This window comes from Xylanibacter ruminicola 23, from assembly GCF_000025925.1.
Taxonomy (GTDB): Bacteria; Bacteroidota; Bacteroidia; order Bacteroidales; family Bacteroidaceae; genus Prevotella; species Prevotella ruminicola.
In genome coordinates, this window is record NC_014033.1 from 2,500,819 (window position 1) to 2,527,309 (window position 26,491).

At 48.7% G+C, this 26,491-nt stretch carries 22 protein-coding genes; 8 read left to right on the plus strand and 14 right to left on the minus strand.

Annotation, left to right across the window (positions count from 1 at the left end; translation table 11 throughout):
• Positions 1–8: 8 nt before the first annotated feature.
• From PRU_RS10705 to PRU_RS10715, 3 genes are read right to left on the minus strand one after another with little or no spacing between them, the layout of a single operon-like run.
• Positions 9–3,323, minus strand: coding sequence for a SusC/RagA family TonB-linked outer membrane protein (locus tag PRU_RS10705; protein ID WP_033149498.1), 3,315 nt, complete (start codon positions 3,321–3,323; stop codon positions 9–11).
• 30 nt (positions 3,324–3,353) lie between these two features.
• Positions 3,354–5,363, minus strand: a complete 2,010-nt coding sequence (locus tag PRU_RS10710; RefSeq protein ID WP_013065017.1) for a hypothetical protein — start codon at positions 5,361–5,363, stop codon at positions 3,354–3,356.
• A gap of 33 nt (positions 5,364–5,396) precedes the next feature.
• The gene (locus tag PRU_RS10715; protein WP_013065036.1) at positions 5,397–6,404 is read right to left on the minus strand and encodes a glycoside hydrolase family 43 protein; all 1,008 of its coding nucleotides are present in this window, start codon (positions 6,402–6,404) and stop codon (positions 5,397–5,399) included.
• Between the two features lie 180 nt (positions 6,405–6,584).
• Here PRU_RS10715 and PRU_RS10720 point away from each other — a divergent pair, with 180 nt between their 5' ends.
• A complete protein-coding gene (locus PRU_RS10720; RefSeq protein WP_041386134.1) occupies positions 6,585–10,589 on the plus strand; it encodes a hybrid sensor histidine kinase/response regulator transcription factor in 4,005 nt (1,334 codons plus the stop codon).
• Positions 10,590–10,683: 94 nt separating this feature from the next.
• The gene (locus PRU_RS10725) at positions 10,684–11,100 is read left to right on the plus strand and encodes a DUF6078 family protein (RefSeq protein WP_143040021.1); all 417 of its coding nucleotides are present in this window, start codon (positions 10,684–10,686) and stop codon (positions 11,098–11,100) included.
• Between the two features lie 4 nt (positions 11,101–11,104).
• Here PRU_RS10725 and PRU_RS10730 read toward each other — a convergent pair whose 3' ends face one another.
• Positions 11,105–12,079: a S66 peptidase family protein gene (locus PRU_RS10730; protein ID WP_013063734.1), complete on the minus strand. Its 975-nt coding sequence runs from the start codon at positions 12,077–12,079 to the stop codon at positions 11,105–11,107.
• 144 nt (positions 12,080–12,223) lie between these two features.
• Here PRU_RS10730 and PRU_RS10735 point away from each other — a divergent pair, with 144 nt between their 5' ends.
• The 6 genes from PRU_RS10735 (at position 12,224) to PRU_RS10760 (ending at position 20,043) form a co-directional block, all read left to right on the plus strand.
• Positions 12,224–13,507 carry an O-acetylhomoserine aminocarboxypropyltransferase/cysteine synthase family protein gene (locus PRU_RS10735; RefSeq protein ID WP_013063038.1) on the plus strand — a complete coding sequence of 428 codons (1,284 nt, stop codon included), beginning with the start codon at positions 12,224–12,226 and terminating at the stop codon, positions 13,505–13,507.
• Between the two features lie 130 nt (positions 13,508–13,637).
• Positions 13,638–16,094: an outer membrane beta-barrel family protein gene (locus PRU_RS10740; RefSeq protein WP_013063782.1), complete on the plus strand. Its 2,457-nt coding sequence runs from the start codon at positions 13,638–13,640 to the stop codon at positions 16,092–16,094.
• A gap of 77 nt (positions 16,095–16,171) precedes the next feature.
• Positions 16,172–17,221: a sensor histidine kinase gene (locus PRU_RS10745; protein WP_013064586.1), complete on the plus strand. Its 1,050-nt coding sequence runs from the start codon at positions 16,172–16,174 to the stop codon at positions 17,219–17,221.
• Positions 17,222–17,249: 28 nt separating this feature from the next.
• Positions 17,250–17,990 carry a LytR/AlgR family response regulator transcription factor gene (locus tag PRU_RS10750; RefSeq protein ID WP_013065275.1) on the plus strand — a complete coding sequence of 247 codons (741 nt, stop codon included), beginning with the start codon at positions 17,250–17,252 and terminating at the stop codon, positions 17,988–17,990.
• A 106-nt stretch (positions 17,991–18,096) separates the two neighbouring features.
• A complete protein-coding gene (gene gdhA / locus PRU_RS10755) occupies positions 18,097–19,434 on the plus strand; it encodes an NADP-specific glutamate dehydrogenase (protein ID WP_013063372.1) in 1,338 nt (445 codons plus the stop codon).
• A 96-nt stretch (positions 19,435–19,530) separates the two neighbouring features.
• Positions 19,531–20,043 (plus strand): septal ring lytic transglycosylase RlpA family protein, encoded by a 513-nt coding sequence (locus PRU_RS10760; protein ID WP_013064184.1) that lies wholly within the window; start codon positions 19,531–19,533, stop codon positions 20,041–20,043.
• A gap of 8 nt (positions 20,044–20,051) precedes the next feature.
• On the opposite strand, the gene PRU_RS10765 is transcribed toward PRU_RS10760, so the two are convergent.
• The 10 genes from PRU_RS10765 to secY all read right to left on the minus strand — a co-directional run bounded on the left by PRU_RS10765 (position 20,052) and on the right by secY (position 26,486).
• On the minus strand, positions 20,052–20,750 hold the full coding sequence (locus PRU_RS10765) for a glycine zipper domain-containing protein (RefSeq protein ID WP_013063848.1): 699 nt from the start codon (positions 20,748–20,750) through the stop codon (positions 20,052–20,054).
• 132 nt (positions 20,751–20,882) lie between these two features.
• Positions 20,883–21,377: a 50S ribosomal protein L17 gene (gene rplQ, locus PRU_RS10770; protein ID WP_013065636.1), complete on the minus strand. Its 495-nt coding sequence runs from the start codon at positions 21,375–21,377 to the stop codon at positions 20,883–20,885.
• A 30-nt stretch (positions 21,378–21,407) separates the two neighbouring features.
• Positions 21,408–22,400, minus strand: a complete 993-nt coding sequence (locus tag PRU_RS10775) for a DNA-directed RNA polymerase subunit alpha (protein ID WP_013064365.1) — start codon at positions 22,398–22,400, stop codon at positions 21,408–21,410.
• A 14-nt stretch (positions 22,401–22,414) separates the two neighbouring features.
• Positions 22,415–23,023, minus strand: coding sequence for a 30S ribosomal protein S4 (rpsD, locus tag PRU_RS10780; protein ID WP_013064747.1), 609 nt, complete (start codon positions 23,021–23,023; stop codon positions 22,415–22,417).
• 40 nt (positions 23,024–23,063) lie between these two features.
• Positions 23,064–23,453 carry a 30S ribosomal protein S11 gene (gene rpsK, locus PRU_RS10785; protein ID WP_013063216.1) on the minus strand — a complete coding sequence of 130 codons (390 nt, stop codon included), beginning with the start codon at positions 23,451–23,453 and terminating at the stop codon, positions 23,064–23,066.
• Positions 23,454–23,485: 32 nt separating this feature from the next.
• Entirely contained in the window at positions 23,486–23,866 is a 381-nt protein-coding gene (gene rpsM, locus PRU_RS10790) for a 30S ribosomal protein S13 (protein WP_013065210.1), read from the minus strand.
• Positions 23,867–23,978: 112 nt separating this feature from the next.
• Positions 23,979–24,095 (minus strand): 50S ribosomal protein L36, encoded by a 117-nt coding sequence (gene rpmJ, locus PRU_RS10795; protein ID WP_009160995.1) that lies wholly within the window; start codon positions 24,093–24,095, stop codon positions 23,979–23,981.
• 15 nt (positions 24,096–24,110) lie between these two features.
• Positions 24,111–24,329 carry a translation initiation factor IF-1 gene (gene infA / locus PRU_RS10800; protein WP_004341775.1) on the minus strand — a complete coding sequence of 73 codons (219 nt, stop codon included), beginning with the start codon at positions 24,327–24,329 and terminating at the stop codon, positions 24,111–24,113.
• Positions 24,330–24,338: 9 nt separating this feature from the next.
• On the minus strand, positions 24,339–25,139 hold the full coding sequence (gene map / locus PRU_RS10805) for a type I methionyl aminopeptidase (RefSeq protein ID WP_013064374.1): 801 nt from the start codon (positions 25,137–25,139) through the stop codon (positions 24,339–24,341).
• A 6-nt stretch (positions 25,140–25,145) separates the two neighbouring features.
• Positions 25,146–26,486 (minus strand): preprotein translocase subunit SecY, encoded by a 1,341-nt coding sequence (gene secY, locus PRU_RS10810; RefSeq protein ID WP_013063504.1) that lies wholly within the window; start codon positions 26,484–26,486, stop codon positions 25,146–25,148.
• Positions 26,487–26,491 lie beyond the last annotated feature (5 nt).

Consider the following 26,491-nt stretch of genomic DNA (forward strand, 5'->3'; position numbering starts at 1 on the left):
GTTGATGGTTAAAATGTTACATTCAGTCCGAATGAGAGCTGTCGCATGGTAGCATAACCCTCACCAGAGCGCATCTCAGGATCAAGTCCGGGGAAGCTGGTGATAGTCCACAGGTTCTCGCCCGAGAAGTAAACACGCAGGTTCTCGGCATAGATCTTTCTGCTGATGCTCTTTGGCAATGTGTAACCGATAGTAAGGTTACGCAGCTTCAGGTAATCGCAGCTATAGAGATGGAATGTATTGTCGAGGGCATCACTCATACTTGGATTCTCGAGCGACATACGTGGATTCTTCGAAGTAATGTTGGTACGAGGATCGTTGGGGTTATTGGGATCATAGAAGTAGTGATCGTCGGCAATCCACTGTGGGATGCTCAAACCAAATACCACGTTTGATGAGTTCTGACCAATCTCACGCCAGTAGGTTGAGAAACCTGTGGCTCCACCCCAGTTCATCGAGAGGTCGATACCCTTCCACTCTGCATGCATCTGCATACCGAAGGTAAACTTAGGAACGTTCGACTCGCCCATGAACTGTTGGTCGTGACTGCCACCATAAACCTTATCGCCATTGGTATCGGCATAGATATACTCACCATACCAGATAGCATTCTGGGTAACAGCGTGCTGTGGCTCAAACGAGTAGCCGGCAGCAATCATATCCTGTACCCACTTCAGGTCTTCGGGCGTACGGATCATACCATCGCGTGGACCACCATTGGGGTTAACCACACCGTTGGCATCGTAATAGGTTCCGTTACCGCTATAGATAGGATATACATAGAACTCGTTCATCATGTGGCCCTCAACCAGGCGCTGGGTACCACCCGATGAAACCTCACCAAGGTTAGAGTAGTACACGTTAGGATCGGGATTGTTAGGATCGGCACCCCATCCCTGAATGATGCCACCCTTATAGTCGGTTACCTTGTTCTTGTTGAACGAGCCGTTAACAGCCACACCATAGGTTACATCGCCAATCTTATCCTCCCAACGGAAGGTCATCTCCAAACCGCGGTTGCTAACACCAGCCAGATTCTGCAATGGAGCCACCTTATCACCGAAGATCAGTCCGATAGACGGACGGTAGAGGATACCAGAGGTCTGCTTGTCGTAGTAGTCGATAACACCCGACAGACGACCACCGAGGGTACTGAAGTCGAGACCCAGGTTGAAGGTCTTGGTAGTCTCCCAAGTTACGTTCATGTTAGGCAGGTTCTTCAGGTAGAAACGAGGCACCTTCTTGCCACCCATGGTGGTGTAACCTGTTTCGTACCACGACTGATAAGCATAGTTATCAACCGATGAGTTACCCAGCTTACCATAAGAGGCGCGCAGCTTCAGGTTATCGAATACGCTGAGGAATGAGTTCTTGGCAAAAGCCTCCTCGCTGATACGCCAGCCTGCCGATGCAGAGGGGAAGAAGCCCCAACGGTTATCGGGTGAGAAACGCGACGAGCCATCATAACGGAAGTTAGCCTCTAACAGGTAACGTGAATCGTAGGCATAGTTCAAACGACCGAACCAAGAACGATAGGTATAACCGGTAAAGTTACCACGTGTGTACTCCTCCGATGTCAGGGTATTCAGGTCGGTCAGTGTGGCATCAATCATACCCATCTTCTTCACATCGGTATTACCATCGCTGTTCTTACCTTCCTCGAAACCTACCAACGCACCTACATCGTGCTTCTGGGCAAAGGTGTGGGCCCAGTTCAGGGTATTGGTAATCTTCCAGTTATAGTAGTGGTGATAGTACATATAGCTTGAGAGGGCCTCGAGTGCAGCAGGCGATGCCACCACCTCGTTACGACTGAAGCTATAGCTCTCGTTCTGTCCGTCGGTGTACTTATGACGGGCATTGTAGTAGTCGTAACCAAAGGTTGACTTGAAGGTAAAATCCTTCAGGAACTTCACCTGAGCATAGGCGGTACTGTAAGCGTGGGTAGTCTTATAGTAACTGTCGCCATCGCCATTCAACAGTTGCATGGGGTTGTGGGCAGCACCATCCTCAACCGATGTCTCGATACCACCAAACTTACCATCGTAATAAGGATAGATACCAGGCACGGTCTTCAGGAACTCCCAGCTCGATAGGGCATCCACGTTGTTACGGTCGCGATCGCTGTGTGTACCCCATACCTGAGCACCCAGCTGTAACCAGTTAGTTACATCCGAAATCAGCTTCAGGTTGATAGAGTACTTCTGCTCGCCCGAACGAACAATCATACCAGGGTTATCGAGATAGGTTAATCCAAGGTTATAACGTGTGCGGGTGTCCTTACCCGACAAAGAGATAGCGTGCTCCTGCATTACCTTGGTCTGGTAAATTTCATCATACCAGTCGGTATTAGGATAAGCCACGTAGTTGGGATAGCCCGACTCGGCAATGCCATTAGGATTAGCCTCAGCCTGACGCCACTGGTCAATCACGCTTTGTGGATATTTTCCGGCTGTACCGATATTCTCGCTGGCCTCGTTCACCATCTCCATATAGTCGGCATAATTCGACATAAAGCGAACCAGCTTTGACGGTTTGTTAATCGACAACCTTCCGGTATAGGTTACATTCACCTTACCCTCGGTACCACTCTTGGTTGTAACCAGGATAACGCCGTTAGCACCACGGTTACCATAGATGGCACACGATGCAGCATCCTTCAGGATCGAGATACTCTCGATATCCATGGGGTTCACATCCGAGAGACTCATCTCCATACCATCTACCAATACCAGCGGACTGGCATCGTTCATGGTTCCCACACCACGGATGTTTACCGAGAAGTTCTCGGCGCCGGGCTTACCTGAGCCCTGCAGGATATCAAGACCGGCAGCCATGCCCTGCAATGCCTGGGCCACAGTGGTAACAGGACGCGAGTTGGCTTCCTTCTCAAGGTTTACCGATACCACCGAACCTGTCAGGTTCACCTTTTTCTGGGTACCGTAACCCACTACTACTATCTCGTTCAGTTCGTTGCGGTCTTCCTTCATGGTTACTACCATGTTATCGGTTGCACGAGCAGTCACATCTACGTAACCGATATAGGTAAACACCACTTGTGCATCGCTCTTACTGAGCTGCAGTTTAAAACGTCCGTCCATATCGGTAACAGCGGCATTCTGCGTGCCCTGTTCCTTAACGGTAACGCCAATCAGGGGTTCACCCTGTGCATCAACCACCGTACCAGTAACAGTACGTTGCTGCTGAGTGGCTGCTACAGTACTGGAATGAACCGATAAGGCCAGATTTCGTTCGGCTAAAGCTGGCGAAGCTGCCATCAGCATAGCTGCGCCTACCAACGAGGTAATTAATCTTTTTTCCATTTCTTGATGTTTAGGTTTAATTGTTTTTGTTTATTTCTTCAGAAAATCATCTGTTCGTGTTGGTGAATACATTTCCCAGAGCGAGGCGATAGTCCAGCCTGGTGCAAAGAGGTTATTATAGAATCCCTTACCATTCATACCATAATCCCAAGTGGTGTGCTGTACTACCTCGGGATAGAATCCGGGTACTGAGATACCACAAAGGCGCTCGGGTGTAGGCATCAGCTGTGAGAGCGAGTTAAAGATCACATCGTGCATCTGCAGGAAACGCTGGTTACCCTTCTGCTGGCCCAACCACTTTACAATGTGTGGCAACTCGAATACAAACACATCAATATGGTTGTTCTCTACCGATACGTTACTCCAGCCACGGGTCTTCAAACCTAAGTCGCCCAGCATCTGACCCTGTGCAAAGGGTACATCCCACATGTAATACCACGACAAGGCAAAGTAAGCAGCCTTTTCACACAGGTCGATATAACGCTGGCGCTCCTTACCCTTGGTTACAGCTGCCAGGTAATAGGTAGCAGTAACAGCAGCAATGGCAGCCTCTTTATCCTCGCAGTTAGCATCGAGGGTTGATGAGAAGTAATCGCTCTTTGAGATGATATTCTGCTCCAGATAGTCAACAGTGCGACGGGCAGCCTCCAGGTACTGTTTCTTACCGAAGTAGCGGTAACCCATCACCAAGGCTGAGGTAGACGATGGTGTGCTACCACCAGTGCCATCCACGTCGGTACCATTGTCGTGATACTTACGGGCAAAGCTGCCATCGGCCTTCTGCAGTTTCAGGAATCCATCCAGGATACCCTTTATACGTGCCTCCCACTGGGGATGACGACGACCGTGTGCCTTCTCGTACTTGAGATATAACAGAATGGCATAAACACCCTCTGACTGCTGACGGATAGAATGTACTACCTTATCATCGCTTGGGAAACCACGTGTAAAGTTCACGTTATCGTAGAAGTAACCTGCACTGGTAAGACCATGCTGCAGATAGCTCTCCAGAATCTCATTACCCATGGTTACGAGATCCTGCTCGCCATGCTGTTCGCCGTACTCGATAGCATTGAAGGCATTCAGCAGCACACGACCACAGAAACCTACCTGTGCCTCGGGGAAAGGCTTACAATCGCTGGTAAGCAAGGTGTGACCCGAGTTGTACTTCAAGGGATAGTTGCTTACATACGATTGACGGAAATAGTTAGTCAGTCCCTTCTTCATCTCCTCAGGCGTAAAGAGTGGCTTCAATGCCTGTGGCTTCAGGTTATCGAAGCAGCGCTGCCACATCAGTGTTACGTGCTCGCCAAAGTCCTTGGCCTCGGTCTCACTGATGCGCCACTGGATAGTCTTGGTCTCACCCTTCTCGATCTTAGCGAAAGCAAATACCGGAGCTGCCAGGGTGAGCTTACGAATATAGCGCTTAGGGGTCTCGATATAAGGATAGCCGAAGGTAAGTTTAGCCTCCTGCTGTTCGCAATCCAGACCTAAATAACCCAAAGAAGTCTCACCACTCAGAATGATTTCACCCTGCTGATGTGTGGTCAGGCACTCCTTGGGGCTATCGAGCAGTCGGATCACAGATACCGATTTACCATTAGCCTCATCATAGACACTCGTCATGGGCGACGACAGACGATCCTCGCGGAAGTTCCAACTCTTTGAAGTGTGGAAAGCCGGCGCCTGCTTGGGCGAGCGCAGGTTGCGATGATACCAGAAGCCTGGCAGATAGAACTCACTATCGGCCGACTTGATGCCTGTGGCAAGCTGCGCACCGAAGTTGTAATACGTAGTGGCATCGGCCTTGATGGTAACGGTATAAACCTGATCGTTGCCATCGTTTGCCAACTGCGCACTGATGTGCAAAGGCAATGCCTTACCATCGGCAGGCTTTAGCTGATTGCCATCAGCCTGCAGTTGGATAACTTTTGCCTCGTTGCCTGGCTGCTTGATACTAATCTGCGTTTGGATGTTGATAGCAGAAGCATTCATCGATAAAGCAGCAAAGACTGTTAATAAAAAAGTTTTGTTGAACATATAATAAAAGTTTTTGTTGGTTGCTTGCGTGGGTTACTCTTTATATAAGTAATGGAACGTGCCATTGGTAACAGCAAAACCTTGACTGGTCTGTGATAATCCTACAACGGCTGTTTTTCGGGGACTCACCTCGGTAAAGCTGTTATGGGTATGGAACACGTAGTTCCACTGGCCCTGGGCATCCTTAAATATATCACCATGACCGGTGCCGTAATAGCCTATGTTGGCACGATTGATAACCGACTGCGATGATTTGGTCCAAGGACCGAAAGGCGACGAGGCTGTAGCCACACCAACGGCATAGTCGATATTACGGAAATCGTTAGCCGAGTAGAACATATAATAGGTATCGCCAAGATGCAGTACAGTAGGACCCTCGGTTACTCCCCAACTGGCCTGTGCCGTATTCTCCCACTGCTCCGAGGCATGGATACACTCCTGGGCTGTTTCTTCCTTAATGCCCATCAGGTCGTCGGTCATCTCGGCCACAAAGATACGGTTGCCATCCTGCAATCGCACATGATACAGATAAACCTTACCGTCGGTATCAAACAGCACAAAAGGATCGATCGCTTTTCCTGGGGTAGCAATGCACTTTTTCTCCTGCTGGGTAAAAGGTCCTTTGGGCGAGGTGGCTATTGCTACGGCAATCTGCTCGTTGGCTGTGTAGAACATATAATAGGTATCGCCACGTTTCACTACCTGTGGTGCCCAGAAACCTGTAGTACCATACGAGGTAGCCCCCGTTAAGCAGAACCCATTGGTATTACCAACCGGTCCCTGCCAGGTTTTCATATCGGCAGAACGGTATACATAGAAACCAGTATCCGAGTTGCTACGTGTACCATATAAATAATAGGTGCCATCGGTATCCACAAAAATGGTGGGGTCGGCTTCAGTCAGCACTTCCTGTTGGGGTACAGATGGTTTCTCGGGCACAGGTGCTACTGCGCTACCCGTGTCGTTCGAACTACATGATGGTAAAACAGTAAGTACTGCCATCAGAGTCATCGATAATCTTAAATTGGCTTTCTTATACATTTAGTTACAATTGGGTTGGTAATAAAGATTTCGGCGGCAAAAGTAATAAAAAGGATTATTAGGCACGGGTAATATTGTTCTGAAAACGGGTAATATCGTCAAAAGTACAGAATTACTGCACAAAAATAGGGTTAAAATCAGAATTAATCGCTAAATTTGCACACAGATAAAAACGAAGCAATGCGATATATAACGTTACTCCTTACTTGGATATTTGCCAGCGTCATGGTAAATGCTGCCGACTTTAAGTTCCAGCATCTGAACACCTCGTGCGGTTTACCCAACCAGCAGGTAGAGTGCATGGTGCAGGATAACAACGGCTATATATGGATAGGTACACGTAACGGACTGGCCAGATATGATGGTTATAATGTAGATACCTACTACCATGTTGAGGGACAGCCCAACTCATTAGTGCATAACTTTGTTCATGGATTGTTTGTGGATAGCAAGCACCGCCTTTGGATTAGTACCGAGAACGGTGTGAGCATGTATCGCCCCCAAACCAACGACTTCCGTAACTATTTCAACGTGCGGGGCTACTGTACCAGTTTTGTAGAAACCAACGATGGCAGGATACTCACCGGCTCGGGACAGTTGTATGCTTACGATGCCAAGACCGACTCGTTTGTAGTGATTCCATCGCTCAATGCCGGCACCATTGCCTCGCTGGCTAAGGATAGGGCTGGCAACATCTACGTGTCGGCCAGTCAGATGATATTCTCGATGAGCGCTAACCTCACAAAGATACTACCGCTAAACATCAGTCTGAACGATGGACAGCCCGTAAGCCATAACGCCATCCTCCCCTTGCTAGTTGATTCAAAACAGCGCCTATGGGTGGGCTGCAACGATGGTAGTGCCATCTGCTACAATCTGAAGAGTCATGCCCAACAGCGTTATACCGCCAACCAACTAACCGGCGGCATCATCCGTGTGATTATCGAGGACAAGCAGCACCGCATCTGGTTCGGTACCGAGAACGGCATCCTGACGTTGAATCCCGATGGCAGCAGCATACTCACACAGAAGCACTATGGTAGCGACGGTCTGTCGGACAATGCGGTATATACTATCCTGGCCGACCGTCAGAACAACATCTGGATAGGCTCATACTTCGGTGGCGTAGATTATCTGTCGACTCAGAAACCGCAGTTCCGCCATTTCGAGCCCAGTGCCGCGAAAGGCGAGTTAAAGGCGCGCATACCACGCATGATTACCGAGACATCGCCTGGCATCTTCTGGATTGCTAGCGAAGACCAGGGTGTAAACATCTACAACTCTATCACAGGTCTGTTCACACCTTTTACCGAGATTCCTGGTCTCGACTCGAACACGCACAGCATCTACTACGATGCCAAGACTGCCGACATCTGGATTGGTACACGATTCAAAGGGTTGTACCGCTACAACCTGCAAACCCGCAAAACCACCCAGTATTACCGTACCAAGGGACTTACATCGGAGGGTATTTTTTACCTGACCCGCGATAAGAACGGACGCTTGTGGATAGCCACCATGGAGGGACTGCGCTACTACGACGAGCAATCGGATACGTTCTGCACGATAGGCGACGACCTGCTGGACCGCACATTTATCTACTCGCTGTTTGTAGATCGCCACAACCAGTTATGGGCCAGCACGGTGGCTTGCGGCTTGTATTGCATCAGCAACGGCAAGGTAACAAGTTACAGTAGGGATAACGGCAGCGGACTGACCGATAATTACATCATATCGTCATTCGAGGACTCGAAAGGTCGCCTGTGGATAGGCACTAACAATAACGGCTTGTTCTGGCTCGACAACAAGAACGGCAAAATTCATCAGGCAGGCACATGGATACCCCGCCAATGTACGGTTTGCAGCATTGTTGAGGATAAAACGGGTAGCTTGTGGATTGGTACCGACCAAGGTTTGTTCAGTCACCGACTGAGCGATGGGCATACCCGCTGTTTCTCGGCAGGTGCCGAACTGCCCGTCAACCAGTTTAACTTTACATCAACCTATCTGGCCACCGACGGACGCGTGCTGATGGGTACCTTCGACGGTCTGATAGCCTTCCAGCCCAAACAGATGCACACCGAGGCCAGGAACATGTATGTGCATTTCAAGAAACTGTTTGTAAACGATCAGGTACGCTCGCAGATCGACTATACCGACTGCATCACACTCACCTACGAAGAGTCGCACTCGTTCCACATCGAGTATGGTGTAGTGATGCCCGAGAATGTGCAGGGCATACAGTATCAGATAAAGGTGGATGGCATTGATAAGGAATGGCGCAGTGTAGGTGCCGAACGCCGGTTCTATGGTTATCTGCTCAGTCCGGGCACCTACCAGCTGCACGTAAGGGCAAACACCTGCGACAGCGACTGGGATAAATGTCCTGAACGCACGCTTACCATCGTTATCAAGGCACCGTTCTATCTCTCCACCCTCGCGTACATTATATACTTTATATGTTTTGCCGCACTGGTGTGGGGCGGACTCACGCTCTACAATATCCGCATGAAAGAGCAGGCCAAGGTGCGCTATGCCAACATGGAGAAAGCCAAGGTTGAGGAGATCGACCGCATGAAGTCGAACTTCTTCACGATGGTATCACATGAGCTCAAGACACCACTCTCGCTCATCATCGCGCCACTAAAGAGTATCAGCGCCAGCGAGGTGGATAAGGAGGTGGGAGAATCGCTGAACCTTGCCATTCGCAACTGCTCTAAGATGGAACACCTGATTAACGAGCTGGTGACCTTCAACAAGATTGAGTCAGACAATTTCCCGTTCTACGTACAGCAGGGCAACCCAGTGGAGTTTGTGGGTGTGGTGGCCGATAACTTTAACGAGGCCGTTCAGGCCAAGGGCTTACACCTCACCGTGAACTGCATCGACAACGGCGAAGACGGTTGGTTCTCGCCCTCGTATATCGAGCATATACTGAACAACCTCATGTCGAACGCCATCAAGTTCACAGGTAACGGCGGCGCCATCACCATCCATGCCGAGATTACACAGACGGCGGATTCGCCCGACCTGTTCCTGAAGATGCAGGTAACCGATACCGGTATCGGCATTATCAAAGACGAGCAGAAGAATATATTTGAACGTTTCTACCAAACCAAGCGCGGCTACAGCACCAACAGCAGTGGCTGGGGCATCGGTCTGGCGCTCATCCGCCGACTGGTTGAGATCCATAAAGGCTCGGTATCGGTAGAGAGCGAGCTGGGCAAGGGCAGCACGTTTACGATACTGCTGAACATCTCAGGCAACGCATTCTCGGATAAGAACAAGATTGCCGGCGATAGCGAACAAGCCACGGTAAGCAACTATCTCAGTAAACTCGATGCCACACCCGTTACCATTGCGGGCAGTGCCGTTTCGGCCACTGCTGCCCCATCGGCCTCAGCAACACATAAACATACCTTGCTGGTGGTTGAGGATAATGAGGATATGCTGAAATTCCTGGAGCAGCTGTTTGCTGCCGATTACAACGTGATAACGGCGCCCGACGGACAGCAAGCATGGGACATCGCCATCAGTCGTTCGGATATCGACCTGGTGGTATCGGATGTGATGATGCCTGTGATGACCGGTGCCGAGCTATGTAACATGATAAAAGGCAACATGAGCACCAGTCATATACCCGTGATTCTGCTCACTGCCAAGGGCGATCCCGAGGACGTGAAGGATGGTTATCGCAACGGTGCCGATGCCTATGTACTGAAGCCTTTCGACCCCGAATCGCTTTCGCTACAGATCAGTAACCTGCTCAAACTGATACAGAACCGTCAGCAATCCATCTTTAATGACGGTGAAGAATCGCTGAAACAGAACGACAGTCTGACGCAGCTCGACCGCGACTTTATCCAGCGACTGATGGAACTGGTGGACAGCAACATCGGCAACGCCAACTTCTCGGTTACCGATATCACCACCGAATTAGGTATGAGTCGCAGTCTGTTGCACACCAAGATGAAGAATCTGATGAACACCTCGGCTGGCGACTACATCCGCCACAAGCGCATACAAAAGGCTTGCCAGATGATTACCGACGGACATAATGTTTCGGAAACAGCCTACAGCTGCGGCTTTGCCGACCCCAACTACTTCTCAAAGGTATTCAAGAAAGTAGTTGGCGTGGCACCATCCGAATATACTAGTAACCGCGCACAACAGCAAAACCATTAGGCTTATAGTTATTTTTTTCATAATCATGCCGCAAAGATAGAAAAATTATTGCAAAAAGTGATGCACATTCGGTATTTATTTGTATATTTGCCACATGAAAGATAAAGTTGACCACTATACTATATGTTTTATAGACAGTTGCCCGTTGCACAGGCACTGTTTGAGATGGATGGTAGGCCGTTATGCCGATACCAGTAGAGAAACATACCTGGCAGTTAACCCACATAACCCACTGATGGGAAGCGACAGTTGTCCGTTGTATCGCGAAGATATACGTGTTATCAAGAAGAAAGGCTTTACCAACATGTATTACGACATGCCTTGGCACCTGGAGTTTAAGATACGTCGACAGCTGATTGCCAAGTTCGGGCGCAAGCAGTATTTCCAGATGCGTAAGGGCGAACGCCTGATAACACCCGACCAGCAAAAGGTGATAGAACAGGTAATGCGTGCCAACAACTGGCAAGGCCCCATCAAGTTCGACGGGGAGGTAGAAGATTACCTGTGGTAAGAACTTAATCTTTTTGTGATTTCAAGAGTTGTTGATCGGCAGGTGCCACATCAACAGTCTGTACGTCGCCCTCAACATCAAAGGCAAGCGTAGTTACATCGGGTGTTACATCAAGTGTGCATGTAGCTCCCACATACAGCGGCATACACCTGTTAGCACCAAAGGGCAGTCCGCAGGCAATAGGAATATCCAGATCGTTAAGATGCGCAATAAGCATCTGCTCAACGCTATCGTACTGAATATCGAACCTGATAGAACTGAAAGTACCGAAGATAATACCTTTTACACGCGAGAAATCTAACTGCAGTCGCAACATATAGAACAAACGGTCGATATCGTGCAACGACTCTTCCATCTCCTCAAGAAACAGAATAATGTCCTGATCTTCGGGCAGGTTGAACTTTGTTCCTGCGATGGCCGAATAGCTCGACAGATTTCCACCTATCAGAATACCTTCGCCATGACCGCATTGGTTGTTTGGATTACCAGGCACCTTAAAAAGCGGCACCATGCCAAACAGCATATTGCGCATCAACGTAGAACAGGGCTCCAGATTACCTGCCAACTGGAATGCCATCGGTCCGTGCATGCTCATCACCCCTGCCCCAGCCTCAGCATAAAGCAGTGTGGTAATATCGCCATGCCCCACCAGCCACTTGGGGTGCTGACGATAACTATCCCTACTGATACGGTTAAGCAGATGGATAGAGCCGTAACCACCTCGACTACAGATGATGGCCTTAATGCTATCATCCTGCAGTGCCCATATCATATCGGCTGCACGCTCATCGGCTGTGCCTGCATACACATCAGCATTCAAACAGTTGGTATGAGGACCGATAACAGGTTGTAAGCCCCAGCTCTCGATAACTGCTGCGGCTTCGGCTATCACTGCCTCATCTACCCTGTAGGCAGGCGACACCAATGCGACCTTATCACCCGGTATTAGAAACGGTGGTGGTACAATTGTTTTCGTCATAAAGTTAATAGATAGTCACGGGGACATGTTTCTGTTGCAAAGATAAACAATTCTTTCAATTTATGCAAGAAAAACGCCCAAAATTTGGCATATTGATATCTTTTTTGTACTTTTGCCGGCAAATTGTAAAACAAGAGGATCAAGATGGTAAAGAAACTAAGACAAGGTACACTATGTGTACAGGCCGGCTACAAGGCCAAGAACGGAGAACCAATTGAGTTGCCCATCATCCAGAGTACTACATTTAAGTACGACGACTCTGAGGAGATGGCAAAGTTGTTCGACCTGGAGAAGGAGGGCTATTTCTATACCCGCCTGCAGAATCCCACCAACGATGCGGTAGCAGCTAAGATCTGCACACTCGAAGGCGGTGTAGGTGCTATGCTCACATCTAGCGGTCAGGCAGCTAACTTCTACGCTATGTTCAATATCTGCCAGGCTGGCGACCACTTCATCACATCGAACGAGATTTATGGTGGCACTTACAACCTCTTTGGCGTCACCATGAAGAAGCTGGGCATCGAATGTACCTTCGTATCGCCCGAAGCCAGCGACGAGGAGATTCAGGCAGCCTTCCGCCCGAACACAAAGGCTGTGTTTGGCGAGACTATCTCGAACCCTGGTTGTGCCGTGTTCGATATTGAGCGTTTCGCTAAGATTGCTCACAAGAACGGTGTTCCCCTGATTGTGGACAACACCTTTGCCACACCAGTAAACTGCCGCCCCTTTGAGTGGGGTGCCGATATCGTAACCCACAGTACCACCAAGTATATGGACGGAATGGCCACACAGGTTGGCGGTTGTGTTGTGGATAGCGGTAACTTCGACTGGTTGGCTCATGCCGAGAAGTTCCCCGGACTATGTACACCTGATGAGAGCTACCACGGACTTACCTACGTAAAGGCCTTTGGCAAGATGGGCTACATGACCAAACTGGTGGCTCAGCTGATGCGCGACCTGGGCTCTATCCCTGCCCCACAGAACTCGTTCCTGCTGAACATGGGACTGCAGACACTGCACCTGCGCATGGCCCAGCACTGCAAGAATGCACAGAAGGTAGCCGAGTTCCTGAACGCCAACGATAAGGTGGCTTGGGTACACTACTGCGGACTGCCTACAGATAAGTACTACGCACTGGGACAGAAGTATCTGCCCAACGGCAGCTGCGGTGTGATTGCCTTCGGACTGAAGGGTACTCGCGAGACAGCCATTAAGTGGATGGACTCGCTGGAGATGATCAACATCGTGACCCACGTGGCCGATGCCCGCACCTGTGTACTGCATCCTGCCAGTCACACCCACCGTCAGCTCAGCGATGAGCAGCTGCGCGAGGCTGGTGTAGCACCCGACTTGATCCGTCTTTCAGTAGGTATCGAGGATGTAGAGGATATCCTGGACGACATCAAGCAGGCACTGGAAAAGATATAAGCCGACGGCAAACGTCGAAACACAGGGGGGCAAACGTCGAAAGAGATTTCACGCTTGCCCCCTTTTTTCATACCTTTGCAGCAGAAAAATTTAAAAATTCAAGAATGTAAAAATTAAAAATATAAAAGGTATGAAACAGATTAGATTTTTCCTGGTAACAATGATGCTGACACTCTCAGCAGTAGTAATGGCACAGAAGACTACCGTTAGTGGTGTGCTGATGGACAAGACCCTGAACGAGGGCGAACCATTTGCCACCGTTCGTGTGTTTAAGGCTGGCAAAAGCGATAAGCCTATCGCCATGTTTATCACCGACGAGAACGGTCACTTCCAGCAGGAGGTGAAAGGTAAGGGCAAGTTCGACATCGTGTTTAGCAGCGTAGGTAAGGAAGAGTTGCGACAGAGCATCGAACTGGGAAAAGAAACACCACTCGATCTGGGTACGATCTTTATGAAAGAGAATGAAACCATGCTGAAAGGTGTGGAGATTGTTGCTCAGAAGCCATTGGTAAAAATGGAGGTTGACAAGATGAGCTACAACGTAGCCGAGGACGAGGATTCGAAATCAAATACCGTACTGGATATGCTGCGTAAGGTGCCCATGGTAACTGTCGACGGACAGGATAACATCACCGTTAACGGATCGTCATCATTCAAGGTATATGTAGATGGTATGCCCAACGTGATGTTCTCGAGCAACCCATCAATGGTATTCAAGAGCATGCCAGCCTCAGCCGTTAAGAGCATCGAGGTAATGACCAACCCAGGCGCCAAGTACGATGCCGAGGGTGCCGCAGGTGTACTGAACATCGTGATGAACAAGCAAAACCCACAGGCAGCACAGAGCATGAACGGCTATAACGGAACAGTACGTGCATCGGCTGGCAACAAGCAGTTGGGCGGAAGCCTGTTCCTGAACGGACAGCAGGGCAAGTTGAGTTATAGCGCCAACGTGATGACCAGCTACAACAAACCTGGCAACACCACCACCGAAATGGAGCAGATTCAGGACAACGGAGTTAGCCAGTTGATGACATCGAGCAACAACGTAAAAACACCATTCACCATGGGAAGCTTGAGTCTGGGATACCAGCTCGACTCGATGAGTGTGCTGAACCTGACTGCTCAGGTGAACTCGATGAACATGAAGAGCACCGGCACATCTACCACCACCATGGGTGGCAACGCTTACGGCAATGGATTCAGTTACGGCAGTACTACAGATATGAAGAACTCGCGTACTTCATTCAGCGGAAGTATCGACTACCAGCGTTTCTTTAACAAGGAGCACACCCAAAGCCTGGCTCTGACCTACCAGTTGAACTACAGCCCCGCCACCACCGAGATGACCAACAACTTTGGAACAAGCTCGACCATTATCGATCTGACCGACCGTTTCTCGGAGAATAAGGATAAGACCACCAACCACATCTTCCAGCTCGACTACACCATGCCACTGGCACAGGGACAAACACTGAGTATGGGTAGTAAATTGCAACTGCACGATGCCACATCAGATGCCAAGTACTATCTGAAGGGCACCTACGATCCCAGTTCAAGCTCCGACTACGAGTACAAGAACTCTATCTTGGCTGGCTATGGCGAGTATGTAGGCAACTTTGGCAAGTTCGGTATGAAGGCAGGCTTGCGTTACGAGTACACATGGCAGGATGTAGAGTACCATTTGGGTAATGGTCAGGATTTCAGCACCAGTTACGGTAGTCTGGTTCCAACAGCCAGCATGCAGTACACCATCTCGCAGGGTTCTAACCTCGGTCTTACCTACAACATGCGTATCTCTCGCCCCGGTATCTCTTACCTGAACCCATACGTTGATAAGACAAACCCCATTGCTCTGAGCTACGGTAACCCCGACCTGGATGTTGAGAAGGCACATAACGTATCACTAGTTTACAATGCCTTTACATCAAAGTTGATGGTGAACCTGAACCTGCATCACAACTTTGTGGATAACGCCATCTCGCAGTACAGTTTCTACGATACCGACAACCTGTTGAACACCACCTACGGCAACGTTGTAAAGAGTCATCAGACTGGTCTGAGCGGTTACGTTAACTACCTGCTCACTAAGAATACCCGTATCTTCTTCAACGGCGGTCTGAACTACACCGACCTGCGCAGTACAGCACTCGACCAGAAAAACAGCGGTTGGACAGCTAACATCATGGCCGGCATACAGCAGACACTGCCTTGGGACCTGAAGCTGAGCGCCTTTGCCATCACCTCTACCAAGAGCTACAACCTGCAGGGCTACAGCGGCGGTTTCAACCTGGTAACAGCCAGCGTATCGAAGAGTCTGCTCAAGGATAAGCTGAATCTGAGCATTTCAGGACTGATGGGACTGAACAAGGGCGGCAACATCAATATCGAGACCTCAAGCCGCGGTAAGGACTTTACCAGCAACACCAGCATCAAGGTGCCCATCTACGGCGTAACCTTCACCGTCAGCTACACCTTCGGAAACTCAAGAGTATCGCAGAAGCAGCACCAGAGCCGCGTACAGAACGACTTCATCGAGCAGCAGTCGCAGGGTGAGATGTTGAACAGCATCGGCAGCGATATGTAAGAAAAAGATGGAATAAAGCGTTCTTTTTACAAAAAAGGGCGCTTTATTCTAAATTATTTCATATATTTGCAAGCGTTATGAAGAAGATAGAGAAAAAAAATATCTGGTTACTACTGACACAGCTTGGTGTTTGGGCCATCATCATACTGGCAATGCCGCTGGCCACATTCCTTAGCACGCAAGACTTACATGCCACAAAGACCTCGTTCTTTGTGGTTTGGGGTATTCTACACTCGCCCTTCGTAATCTATTTCATCAACTTCTACCTGTTCGGTCCATTCCTGTTTTTCCGCCGCAGGTTCTGGTGGTTCGCACTGTGCAACCTGCTCACTATCCTACTGATGAACAGTCAGTTCTTCATGCTATGGTTCCATCGTGACCGCATTCCGCATGAGATAACGATGACACCAAACATGTGGATAGGTATCTTTGCAGGCATGTTGTTGTTTATGCTGCTCAACTGCTTTGTGGGCGCTATCGCCATCGGCATACGCCACTTTATGCGCATCCGACAAATCAAACAGCAACTGAAAGACGAGAAAGCCAAGAACACTGAGGCCGAACTGGCTTGGCTCAAAAATCAGATAAACCCACATTTCTTATTTAATACACTCAACAATATTTCGAGTTTGTGCCAAATAGATGCAGATGCCGCCCAGGATGCTATCGCACAACTGAGCGATTTGTTGCGCTACGCTATGTACGAGACAAATAAGAAAACGGTGCCCATCGAGGGCGAGGTGGAGTTTATGCGTAACTACATCGAGCTGATGAAACTGCGCTGTAACGAGAAAACCGAGGTAACAACTTCGTTCGATATCAAACAGAACATGGAGATAGCTCCTTTGCTATTCATATCACTCGTAGAGAATGCATTCAAACACGGTGTGAGCAGTAACCGTCCGTCGAAGATCGACATCCGATTGCTGCAGAACGCTGACGAACTGATATTCAACTGCGACAACACCAACTTCCCCAAGGATGATGCCGACCGTAGTGGTTCGGGCATCGGACTGGAGAACACCCGTCGCCGCCTGGAATTAATGTACGCAGGCAGGTACACATGGGAGCAATCCCTCGAAGACAATATTTATCACGTGAGGATTACTTTAAACATTATACATTAAACATTAAAGATTAAACATTAAACATTATATGCCATTAACCTGTATTATAGTAGATGATGAGCCACTGGCCGTAAAGCTGATGGAATCGTTTGTAGCTAAGACACCCGACTTGAAACTGCTGGGCAGTTTCACCGACTCGGTAGAGGCTATCAACGCCGTTAAGGAGCAGAAGCCCAACCTGCTGTTCCTCGACATACAGATGCCCGACCTGAACGGCATGGAGCTGGCCCACATGATTCCAGCCGAAACACGTGTGGTGTTCACCACCGCCTTCAAGGAGTATGCCTTTGAGAGTTACGAGGTGAGTGCCCTCGACTTCCTGCTCAAGCCCATCCGCTATAACAAGTTCATGGTGGCCGTAGAGAAAGCCAAGGAGTGGTTTGCCAAAAGCGAATCGCCTGTCAGCCAACACCCATCCCCCATCACCAATCACCCATCAGCCATCTTCGTTCGCGTGGATGGCGAGTTGCGTAATATCACCATCAGTGATATCATCTATGTAAATGGTATGAAGGATTACGTGATGTTCTATCTCGACAGCGAGCCCAAGCCACTCATCACCCACCTCACGATGAAAGCTGTTGAGGAGATGCTGCCACCTGAGAAATTTCTGCGTGTACACCGATCATATATTATAGCGGTTGACAAAATAAGAAAGGTTGACCGCAACGATTGCATTTACATCGGAAACGAGATTATTCACGTGCCCGATGGTTACCAAGATGCCTTCCATAAATTCCTGGGAACGCGCACAATTAACAAAATGTAACTTTGCGATAAAAATTTTCGGGTTTTTACTTGGATGGTATCGGTAATTTTCCTACTTTTGCAGTACAATTAGTAACAAAATGTAAACTTAAAACGTTTTAACGACAATGGAAGTTGAGAAAATTATGCAGGCCTTGGAGCAGAAGCATCCAGGCGAAATGGAGTACTTACAGGCAGTAAGAGAGGTGTTGGACAGCATCAAGGATGTGTACAACCAGCACCCCGAGTTTGAGAAAGCCAAAATCATAGAGCGCATCGTAGAGCCAGAGCGTATCACTACTTTCCGTGTGCCCTGGGTCGACGACAAGGGCGAGGTACAGGTAAACATTGGTTACCGTGTGCAGTTCAATAGCGCCATCGGCCCCTACAAAGGCGGTTTGCGTTTCCACCCATCAGTAAACCTCAGTATCCTGAAGTTCCTCGGTTTCGAGCAGACCTTCAAGAATGCACTTACCACCCTGCCTATGGGTGGCGGTAAGGGCGGATCCGACTTTGCTCCCCGTGGTAAGAGCGATGCCGAGATTATGCGTTTCTGCCAGGCATTCATGTGCGAGCTGTACAAGGTGATCGGTCCTGATATGGACGTACCTGCCGGTGATATCGGCGTAGGTGGTCGCGAGATTGGTTATCTGTTCGGCTACTACAAGAAGCTCACCAGCCAGTTCCATGGCGCTACCCTCACTGGTAAGGGTATGGAATGGGGCGGCTCTATCCTGCGCCCAGAGGCTACAGGTTATGGTGCACTCTACTTTGTTCACCACATGCTGGAGACTCACGGACTCGACATCAAGGGTAAGACCGTTGCTCTGTCAGGTTTCGGTAACGTAGCATGGGGTGCTGCCAAGAAGGCCACCGAGATGGGTGCCAAGGTTATCACCATCTCAGGTCCTGATGGATACATCTACGATCCCGCAGGTCTCGATGCAGAGAAGATTGAGTACATGCTGGAGCTCCGTGCCAGTGGTAACGACGTATGTCAGCCATACGAGGAGGAGTTCGAGGGTTCTAAGTTCTTCGCAGGCAAGAAGCCTTGGGAGCAGAAGGCCGACATCTATCTGCCATGTGCTACTCAGAACGAGCTGAATGGTGCTGATGCCGACATGATTCTGGCCAACAAGCCACTCTGCGTAGCCGAGGTATCTAACATGGGTTGCACAGCCGAGGCTGTCAACAAGTTCATCGCCGCTGGTCAGCTGTTCGCTCCTGGTAAGGCTGTTAACGCCGGTGGTGTAGCCACATCAGGTTTGGAGATGACTCAGAACTCAATGCGCATGAGCTGGACCGCCGAGGAGGTTGACCAGCGTCTGCACCAGATTATGAGTGGTATCCACGAGCAGTGCGTGAAGTACGGTAAGGAAGGCAACTACATTAACTATGTAAAGGGTGCCAACGTAGCCGGCTTCATGAAGGTCGCTAAGGCTATGCTCGCTCAGGGCATCGTGTAGAGCTCGGCGATAGCCAAGGTCTATTCTGCCATGCTGTCAGGCATTGGCGGCGATAGCCAAGGTCTATACTGCCATGCTTCGGCATGAAGGCATTGTATGATCAAATTCATAAAAATAGTCGCAACGACACTAACACTAATAATAAGCTTTACCGCTCAGGCGCAAACCGAGAGCGGTAAGGCTTCGTTTTATTCTAAAAGCTCCAGCGGCCGCCGAACGGCCAGCGGTGTGCGACTGCATCACGACAGTCTTACATGCGCCCACCGCACCTACCCTTTCGGTACACTGCTGTTAGTAACCAACCCAGCCAATGGTAACCATGTTATCGTAAAGGTCATCGACCGTGGTCCGTACGTTAAAGGTCGCGTTATCGACCTCTCGCATCGTGCCGCCAAAGAGTTAGGCATCATCGCCCAGGGCATAGCCCCAGTGATTGTCGAGGAGTTTAACGAGTCGGTCATCCCGTTCAAACCTGCCGAGGTATTCAGCAAGCCAGAGCTCGACTTAAGTACCAGCGATGGCGATGCCGCCACACCAATCTGGGTTGAACTAAACCAACAGATGAAACAGAAAAAGCAGCAGGAGCATAAAGAAAAAAAGAAGCGATAGGACGAACCCTATCGCTTACTTGTTTGAATCCTGAACTCCCTTGTCTGGGAAACAATCTCATTACGACCTAGAAAAACTCCTATACGGAAAACAGCCTCGCCATCTCTTAATCCATTATCAGCCCGTACGAGCGCTGTATATCTGATGCCCTTACCTGGGGCTATACTCTCTATCATTACGTTGTCAGAAACCTCTATATGCTTGTTTCCGCTTATTTCTGTTACATTAGGACGTACGCGGTACAGAATCTTATCTGTTGTATTATAAACCTCGAACACAATTCTGGCCTCCTCACCACGTGCCAGCACCTGGTCGCGACTACTGTCGATCAGCATCGGACGGCGGATCTCCAACACATCAGGTGTGCGAGCTGGTGTATTATCCATATATATGCGATCATCGGGATAGTCATAATCCGACTGGCGTTGAACACTGCCACGATCCATACGGCGCTGCTCGTATTGCTCCACCTTCTTTTGATGCGCTTCATCGGCTGCTTGTCCTACAGCTGCACCAACAATTGCACCACCGGCCATGCCAATCAGCGTGCCGACATCACTGCCACGTGGACCGCCAGAAAGGCCTCCGATAGCCGAACCGATGATTGATCCGAACCAGGCACCTGTGGTAGCCCCTGTCTCCGTGTAGGTGCCACAACTACTCAGCAGCAGCATGGCACCAAGCGACATAACAAACAACTTCTTCATAACCAATCTAACTAACTAATTAACTATTTCGGTGCAAAGATACGCATATATACAAAAAAAAGAAAAGGAATTCCCCCACACTTTGGTAGGAAAATCCCTATTCTTTATAATTAGAATATAAAATTCTAACGATTACTCAGCCTTAGCCTCTTCAGCAGGAGCCTCAGTTGCAGGAGCCTCAGCTACGGGAGCCTCAGCAGCCTCTGCCTTTGGAGCAGCCTTGCGTGAACGACGGGTTGACTTCTTCTTAGTATCCTTTGCCATCTCTGGATCAAAGTCAACGAGCTCGATGAAGCAAACCTGAGCAGCGTCACCCTGACGAGTACCGAGCTTAATGATACGAGTGTATCCACCGGGACGATCGCCAACCTTCTCACTTACAGTAGAGAAAAGCTCCTTGATAGCCTCCTTGTTCTGGAGGTAGCTGAATACTACACGACGAGAGTTGGTAGAATCCTCCTTAGCCTTAGTGATCAGGGGCTCTACATACTTCTTCAGGGCCTTAGCCTTTGCTACGGTCGTAGTGATTCTTTTGTGCATGATCAGCGAGATAGCCATGTTTGCGAGCATGGCACTGCGGTGAGATGCAGTACGACCGAGATGATTAAATTTCTTATTATGTCTCATAATTATTTTTTGCTTTTATTGGGCAAGAGATTACTCTCTGTCCAGTTTGTATTTTGAAATATCAGTTCCAAACGACAGATTCAGACTCTCGAGCAAATCATCAAGCTCAGTGAGCGATTTCTTACCAAAGTTACGGAACTTCAGGAGGTCTGTCTTATTGTACTGTACCAGATCGCCAAGTGTCTCAACATCAGCGGCCTTGAGGCAGTTGAGGGCACGAACCGAGAGGTTCATGTCAACGAGACGAGTCTTAAGCAGCTGGCGCATGTGCAGGATCTCCTCGTCGAACTCCTGGTTGCTCTCAGTCTCAGAACTCTCGAGAGAGATCTTCTCGTCAGAGAACAGCATGAAGTGGTAGATGAGGATCTTAGCAGCCTCTTTCAGTGCATCCTTTGGGTGGATGGAACCGTCCGTAGTAACCTCGAGTACCAGCTTGTCATAGTCGGTCTTCTGTTCAACACGATATGGCTCAACAGCGTACTTTACGTTACGGATCGGAGTGTAAATAGAATCGATTGCAATTACATTAACGTCGGTGCAGAACTCGCGATTCTCATCGGCAGGTACATATCCACGACCTTTGTTGATTGTAATATCAATCTGCATCGATGCTTTGGAATCTAAATGACAAATCACCAAATCGGGATTTAACACTTCAAATCCAGAAAGATACTTGCTGATATCACCAGCCTTGAATTCTGTAGAATTCTCGACCGTGATACTTACTTTCTCGTTCTCGAATTCTTCTACTATTTGCTTGAATCGAACTTGCTTCAGATTCAAGATAATGTTGGTTACATCTTCCTTTACACCGGGAACTGATGAGAATTCATGCTCAACACCAGCAATGCGGATGGTGTTGATAGCATAACCCTCGAGTGATGAAAGCAGAATGCGGCGAAGGGCGTTACCAATGGTTACACCAAAGCCAGGCTCCAAAGGACGGAATTCGAACTTGCCGAACTTGTCGTTGGCCTCCAACATTACGACTTTATCGGGTTTTTGAAATGCTAATATCGCCATTAATTTAAATGATTTTAGTTCTTAGAGTACAACTCAACGATTAACTGCTCCTTAATATTCTCGGGGATGTCGGCGCGCTCAGGCTTGTGCAGGAACTTACCGCCCTTTACATTCTCATCCCACTCAATCCAAGGATACTTGCTGTGATTGAAACCTGCAAGAGCAGCCTCAATAACCTCAAGTGACTTAGACTTCTCACGAACAGCTACAACCTGACCAGGCTTAACAGCATAAGAAGGAATATTAACAACCTGACCATCAACTGTAATGTGCTTGTGACCTACGAGCTGACGAGCAGCAGCGCGAGTTGGAGCAATACCAAGACGGAATACTACGTTGTCGAGACGACTCTCGAGGTTCTGCAGCAGAACCTCACCAGTGATACCCTCAGCCTTAGCTGCCTTCTCAAACATATTACGGAACTGACGCTCGAGTACACCATAGGTATACTTGGCTTTCTGCTTCTCTGCCAGCATGACTGCATACTCCGACATCTTACGACGACGGTTGTTGCCATGCTGTCCAGGAGGGAAGTTTCTCCTAGACAAAACTTTGTCTGCGCCGAAGATGGGCTCACCAAAACGACGCGCAATTTTTGATTTCGGTCCTAAATATCTTGCCATAATAATAAAATATGTTTCTTCTTAATAATCCTTCTAATAATTATACGCGACGACGCTTTGGAGGACGACATCCGTTGTGTGGCAGTGGAGTTACATCGATAATCTCCATTACCTCGATACCAGCACCATGAATGGCACGGATAGCTGACTCACGACCGTTACCGGGACCCTTAACATAAGCCTTAACCTTGCGAAGACCCAGGTCGTAAGCAACCTTAGCGCAATCCTCAGCAGCCATCTGGGCAGCATAAGGAGTATTCTTCTTAGAGCCACGGAAGCCCATCTTACCAGCTGATGACCAAGAGATGATCTGACCCTCGTCGTTAGCCAGCGATACAATAATATTATTAAAAGAACTGTGTACGTGGAGCTGGCCGATAGCGTTTACTCTCACGTTTCTCTTCTTTGAAGTGACTGTTTTCTTTGCCATAATTCCTAATTTCTTAAATGTTCAACTTAGAATTACTTCGTAGCCTTCTTCTTGTTAGCAACAGTCTTCTTCTTACCCTTACGAGTACGAGCATTATTCTTAGTGCTCTGACCGCGAACGGGAAGACCGTTACGATGACGGACGCCACGATAGCAACCAATATCCATCAGTCGCTTGATATTCAACTGGATCTCTGAACGGAGATCACCTTCTACTTTGAATTCAGCGCCGATAATTTCACGGATTTTGGCTGCCTGGTCGTCAGTCCACTCGTTAACCTTCAGGTCACGGCTGACACCTGCCTTATCCAATATCTTTGCTGAACTACTTCGACCAATACCGTAGATATAGGTCAATGCGATTTCGCCACGCTTATTCTGGGGCAAATCTACTCCAACAATTCTTATTGCCATTGTTAATTAAAAAGATAAAAATAAATTACTCTAAAAATTACATTTCTTGCTAAAAAGCATGCAAAGGTACGAAGAATTTTTCAATTCTCCGCCATTTTATGCATTTTTAACATTAACCCTGACGCATTTTATACTTTGGGTTCTTCTTGTTGATAACGAACAGGCGACCCTTACGACGTACGATTTTGCAGTCTGGGGTACGCTTCTTCAATGATGCTCTTGTCTTCATATTAATTCGTATTGTTTATTTGTATCTGAATACAATTCGTCCCTTTGTCAGGTCATAGGGGCTCATTTCCACCTTAACCTTATCACCGGGGAGGATCTTGATATAGTGCATTCTCATCTTACCAGAGATATGCGCAATAATCTGGACCCCATTTTCAAGTTCTACACGAAACATCGCATTCGACAGCGATTCTACAATTGTTCCGTCCTGCTCAATAGCGGATTGTTTTGCCATACTTAATGTTTAATATAACTTACCTTCTAATTTCTCCACTTCTTCAAAAGAAGACAGGATTTCGGCCTGACCCTTTCTAACAGCAATGGTATGCTCAAAATGAGCTGCTGGCTTTCCGTCGCGAGTACGGATTGTCCAGCGGTCGGCATCCATCCAGATGGCTCGGTTACCCATTGTTACCATAGGCTCGATAGCCAAGCACATACCGGCTTTCAGCATGATACCGTTGCCACGTCGACCATAGTTAGGCACCTGTGGGTCTTCGTGCATCTCGCGACCGATACCGTGACCGGTCAACTCACGTACGATGCCGTACTTCTGTGCCTCACAATGCTCCTGCACTGCAGCGCTGATATCCCCCAGGTGTTTGCCCGCTACGGCACTTTCGATACCTTTGTAAAGCGACTCCTTGGTAGTCTTCAACAGCTGCTTGACCTCGTCGGAAACCTCGCCCACACAGAATGTGTAACACGAATCTCCATTAAAGCCGTTCAACAGTGTACCGCAGTCGATCGAAATGATGTCGCCCTCTTTGAGAACAGTCTCAGCGTTGGGCACGCCATGAACCACTACGTCGTTCACCGATGTGCAGATGCTGGCAGGAAACGGCCCTCCATATGGATTGGGGAAACCCTTGAAAGTTGGGATAGCACCATTATCTCTAATGAACTCATCCGCTATCTTATCCAACTGGAGGGTCGTTATACCAGGCTTAATATGTTTAGCCAATTCGCCAAGCGTTTTGCCAACAAGTTGGTTGGCCTGGCGCATCAGCTCTATCTCATCTTCAGTTTTTAGATATATCTTCATAGAAGATTAGTATGCGGCCATTCCACGTCCGTGAATACGACCTGAACTGAGCAGACCGTCGTAATGACGCATCAGCAGGTGACTCTCGATCTGAGCGAGTGTGTCGAGCACAACGCCCACCAGAATCAGCAACGATGTTCCACCGAAGAACTGAGAGAACGCATCCTGAACATTCAGCAAGCTTGCCAATGCAGGCATGATAGCGATGAATGCGATGAACAATGAACCGGGGAGAGTAATGCGACTCATAACTGTGTCGATGTACTCAGCGGTCTCCTTACCGGGCTTAACACCTGGGATGAAACCATTGTTACGCTTCATGTCCTCAGCCATCTGAGTAGGATTCAGAGTGATGGCTGTGTAGAAGTATGTGAAAGCGATAATCAGTATAGCGAAAATGATGTTGTAGGTCCAGCTGTGATGATCGAGCATCGTGCGAACGAACCAACTTGCATTCTCAGGAGCTGAATACTGTACGATAGTCAATGGAATGAACATCAGAGCCTGAGCAAAGATGATAGGCATTACATTGGCAGCGAACAGCTTCAGGGGGATATACTGACGTGCTCCACCGACCTGCTTGTTACCTACGAGGCGCTTAGCGTACTGAACGGGCACTTTGCGAACACCCTGTACCAGAACAATTGATGCGCAAACAACTGCATAGAGAATGATGATCTCGACCAAGAACATAACCAGTCCACCACCAGTGATGGCAGTGAATCGCGAGCTAACCTCCTGGATGAATGCCTGAGGCAGACGTGCGATAATACCGATCATAATAATCAGTGAGATACCATTACCTATACCCTTATCCGTAATGCGCTCACCCAACCACAGGATAAACATGCTACCTGCAGCCAGAATGATAACAGCAGGAACCATGAAGTATGACCATGAGATGCCTGTTGCCAGGGCAGCTCCCGAAGTCATCTTCAGGTTCATCAGGTAACCCGGTGCCTGGAACATCAGGATGGCTACAGTGAGCCAACGGGTGTACATGCTGATCTTCTTGCGGCCGCTTTCACCTTCGCGCTGCATTTTCTGCACGTAGGGAACAGCGACAGCAAGAAGCTGCATTACGATAGAAGCAGAGATGTAAGGCATGATTCCAAGCGCAAAGATAGATGCGTTGGAGAATGCACCACCGGAGAACATGTCGAGCAATGACATCAAACCACCGGCAGTCTGTGACTGCAATTGGCTTAACATGGCTGGGTTGATACCAGGAAGTACAACGAACGAACCAAAACGATAAATTGCTACGAACAGGAGAGTGATGAGGATGCGCTGGCGCAAGTCCTCAATCTTCCAGATGTTCTTCAGTGTCTCTATTAACTTCTTCATTTTTA

Bases quoted from the DNA above. Each gene is read 5' to 3' on its own strand.
- PRU_RS10715 (WP_013065036.1), bottom strand. From the start codon at position 6,404: ATGTATAAGAAAGCCAATTTAAGATTATCGATGACTCTGATGGCAGTA.
- PRU_RS10725 (WP_143040021.1), top strand. From the start codon at position 10,684: ATGAAAGATAAAGTTGACCACTATACTATATGTTTTATAGACAGTTGC.
- PRU_RS10775 (WP_013064365.1), bottom strand. From the start codon at position 22,400: ATGGCGATATTAGCATTTCAAAAACCCGATAAAGTCGTAATGTTGGAG.
- PRU_RS10745 (WP_013064586.1), top strand. From the start codon at position 16,172: ATGAAGAAGATAGAGAAAAAAAATATCTGGTTACTACTGACACAGCTT.
- PRU_RS10735 (WP_013063038.1), top strand. From the start codon at position 12,224: ATGGTAAAGAAACTAAGACAAGGTACACTATGTGTACAGGCCGGCTAC.
- rplQ (WP_013065636.1), bottom strand. From the start codon at position 21,377: ATGAGACATAATAAGAAATTTAATCATCTCGGTCGTACTGCATCTCAC.
- rpmJ (WP_009160995.1), bottom strand. From the start codon at position 24,095: ATGAAGACAAGAGCATCATTGAAGAAGCGTACCCCAGACTGCAAAATC.
- PRU_RS10705 (WP_033149498.1), bottom strand. From the start codon at position 3,323: ATGGAAAAAAGATTAATTACCTCGTTGGTAGGCGCAGCTATGCTGATG.
- rpsK (WP_013063216.1), bottom strand. From the start codon at position 23,453: ATGGCAAAGAAAACAGTCACTTCAAAGAAGAGAAACGTGAGAGTAAAC.
- PRU_RS10740 (WP_013063782.1), top strand. From the start codon at position 13,638: ATGAAACAGATTAGATTTTTCCTGGTAACAATGATGCTGACACTCTCA.
- PRU_RS10750 (WP_013065275.1), top strand. From the start codon at position 17,250: ATGCCATTAACCTGTATTATAGTAGATGATGAGCCACTGGCCGTAAAG.
- PRU_RS10710 (WP_013065017.1), bottom strand. From the start codon at position 5,363: ATGTTCAACAAAACTTTTTTATTAACAGTCTTTGCTGCTTTATCGATG.
- infA (WP_004341775.1), bottom strand. From the start codon at position 24,329: ATGGCAAAACAATCCGCTATTGAGCAGGACGGAACAATTGTAGAATCG.
- gdhA (WP_013063372.1), top strand. From the start codon at position 18,097: ATGGAAGTTGAGAAAATTATGCAGGCCTTGGAGCAGAAGCATCCAGGC.
- rpsM (WP_013065210.1), bottom strand. From the start codon at position 23,866: ATGGCAATAAGAATTGTTGGAGTAGATTTGCCCCAGAATAAGCGTGGC.
- PRU_RS10730 (WP_013063734.1), bottom strand. From the start codon at position 12,079: ATGACGAAAACAATTGTACCACCACCGTTTCTAATACCGGGTGATAAG.
- map (WP_013064374.1), bottom strand. From the start codon at position 25,139: ATGAAGATATATCTAAAAACTGAAGATGAGATAGAGCTGATGCGCCAG.
- PRU_RS10765 (WP_013063848.1), bottom strand. From the start codon at position 20,750: ATGAAGAAGTTGTTTGTTATGTCGCTTGGTGCCATGCTGCTGCTGAGT.
- PRU_RS10760 (WP_013064184.1), top strand. From the start codon at position 19,531: ATGATCAAATTCATAAAAATAGTCGCAACGACACTAACACTAATAATA.
- secY (WP_013063504.1), bottom strand. From the start codon at position 26,486: ATGAAGAAGTTAATAGAGACACTGAAGAACATCTGGAAGATTGAGGAC.
- PRU_RS10720 (WP_041386134.1), top strand. From the start codon at position 6,585: ATGCGATATATAACGTTACTCCTTACTTGGATATTTGCCAGCGTCATG.
- rpsD (WP_013064747.1), bottom strand. From the start codon at position 23,023: ATGGCAAGATATTTAGGACCGAAATCAAAAATTGCGCGTCGTTTTGGT.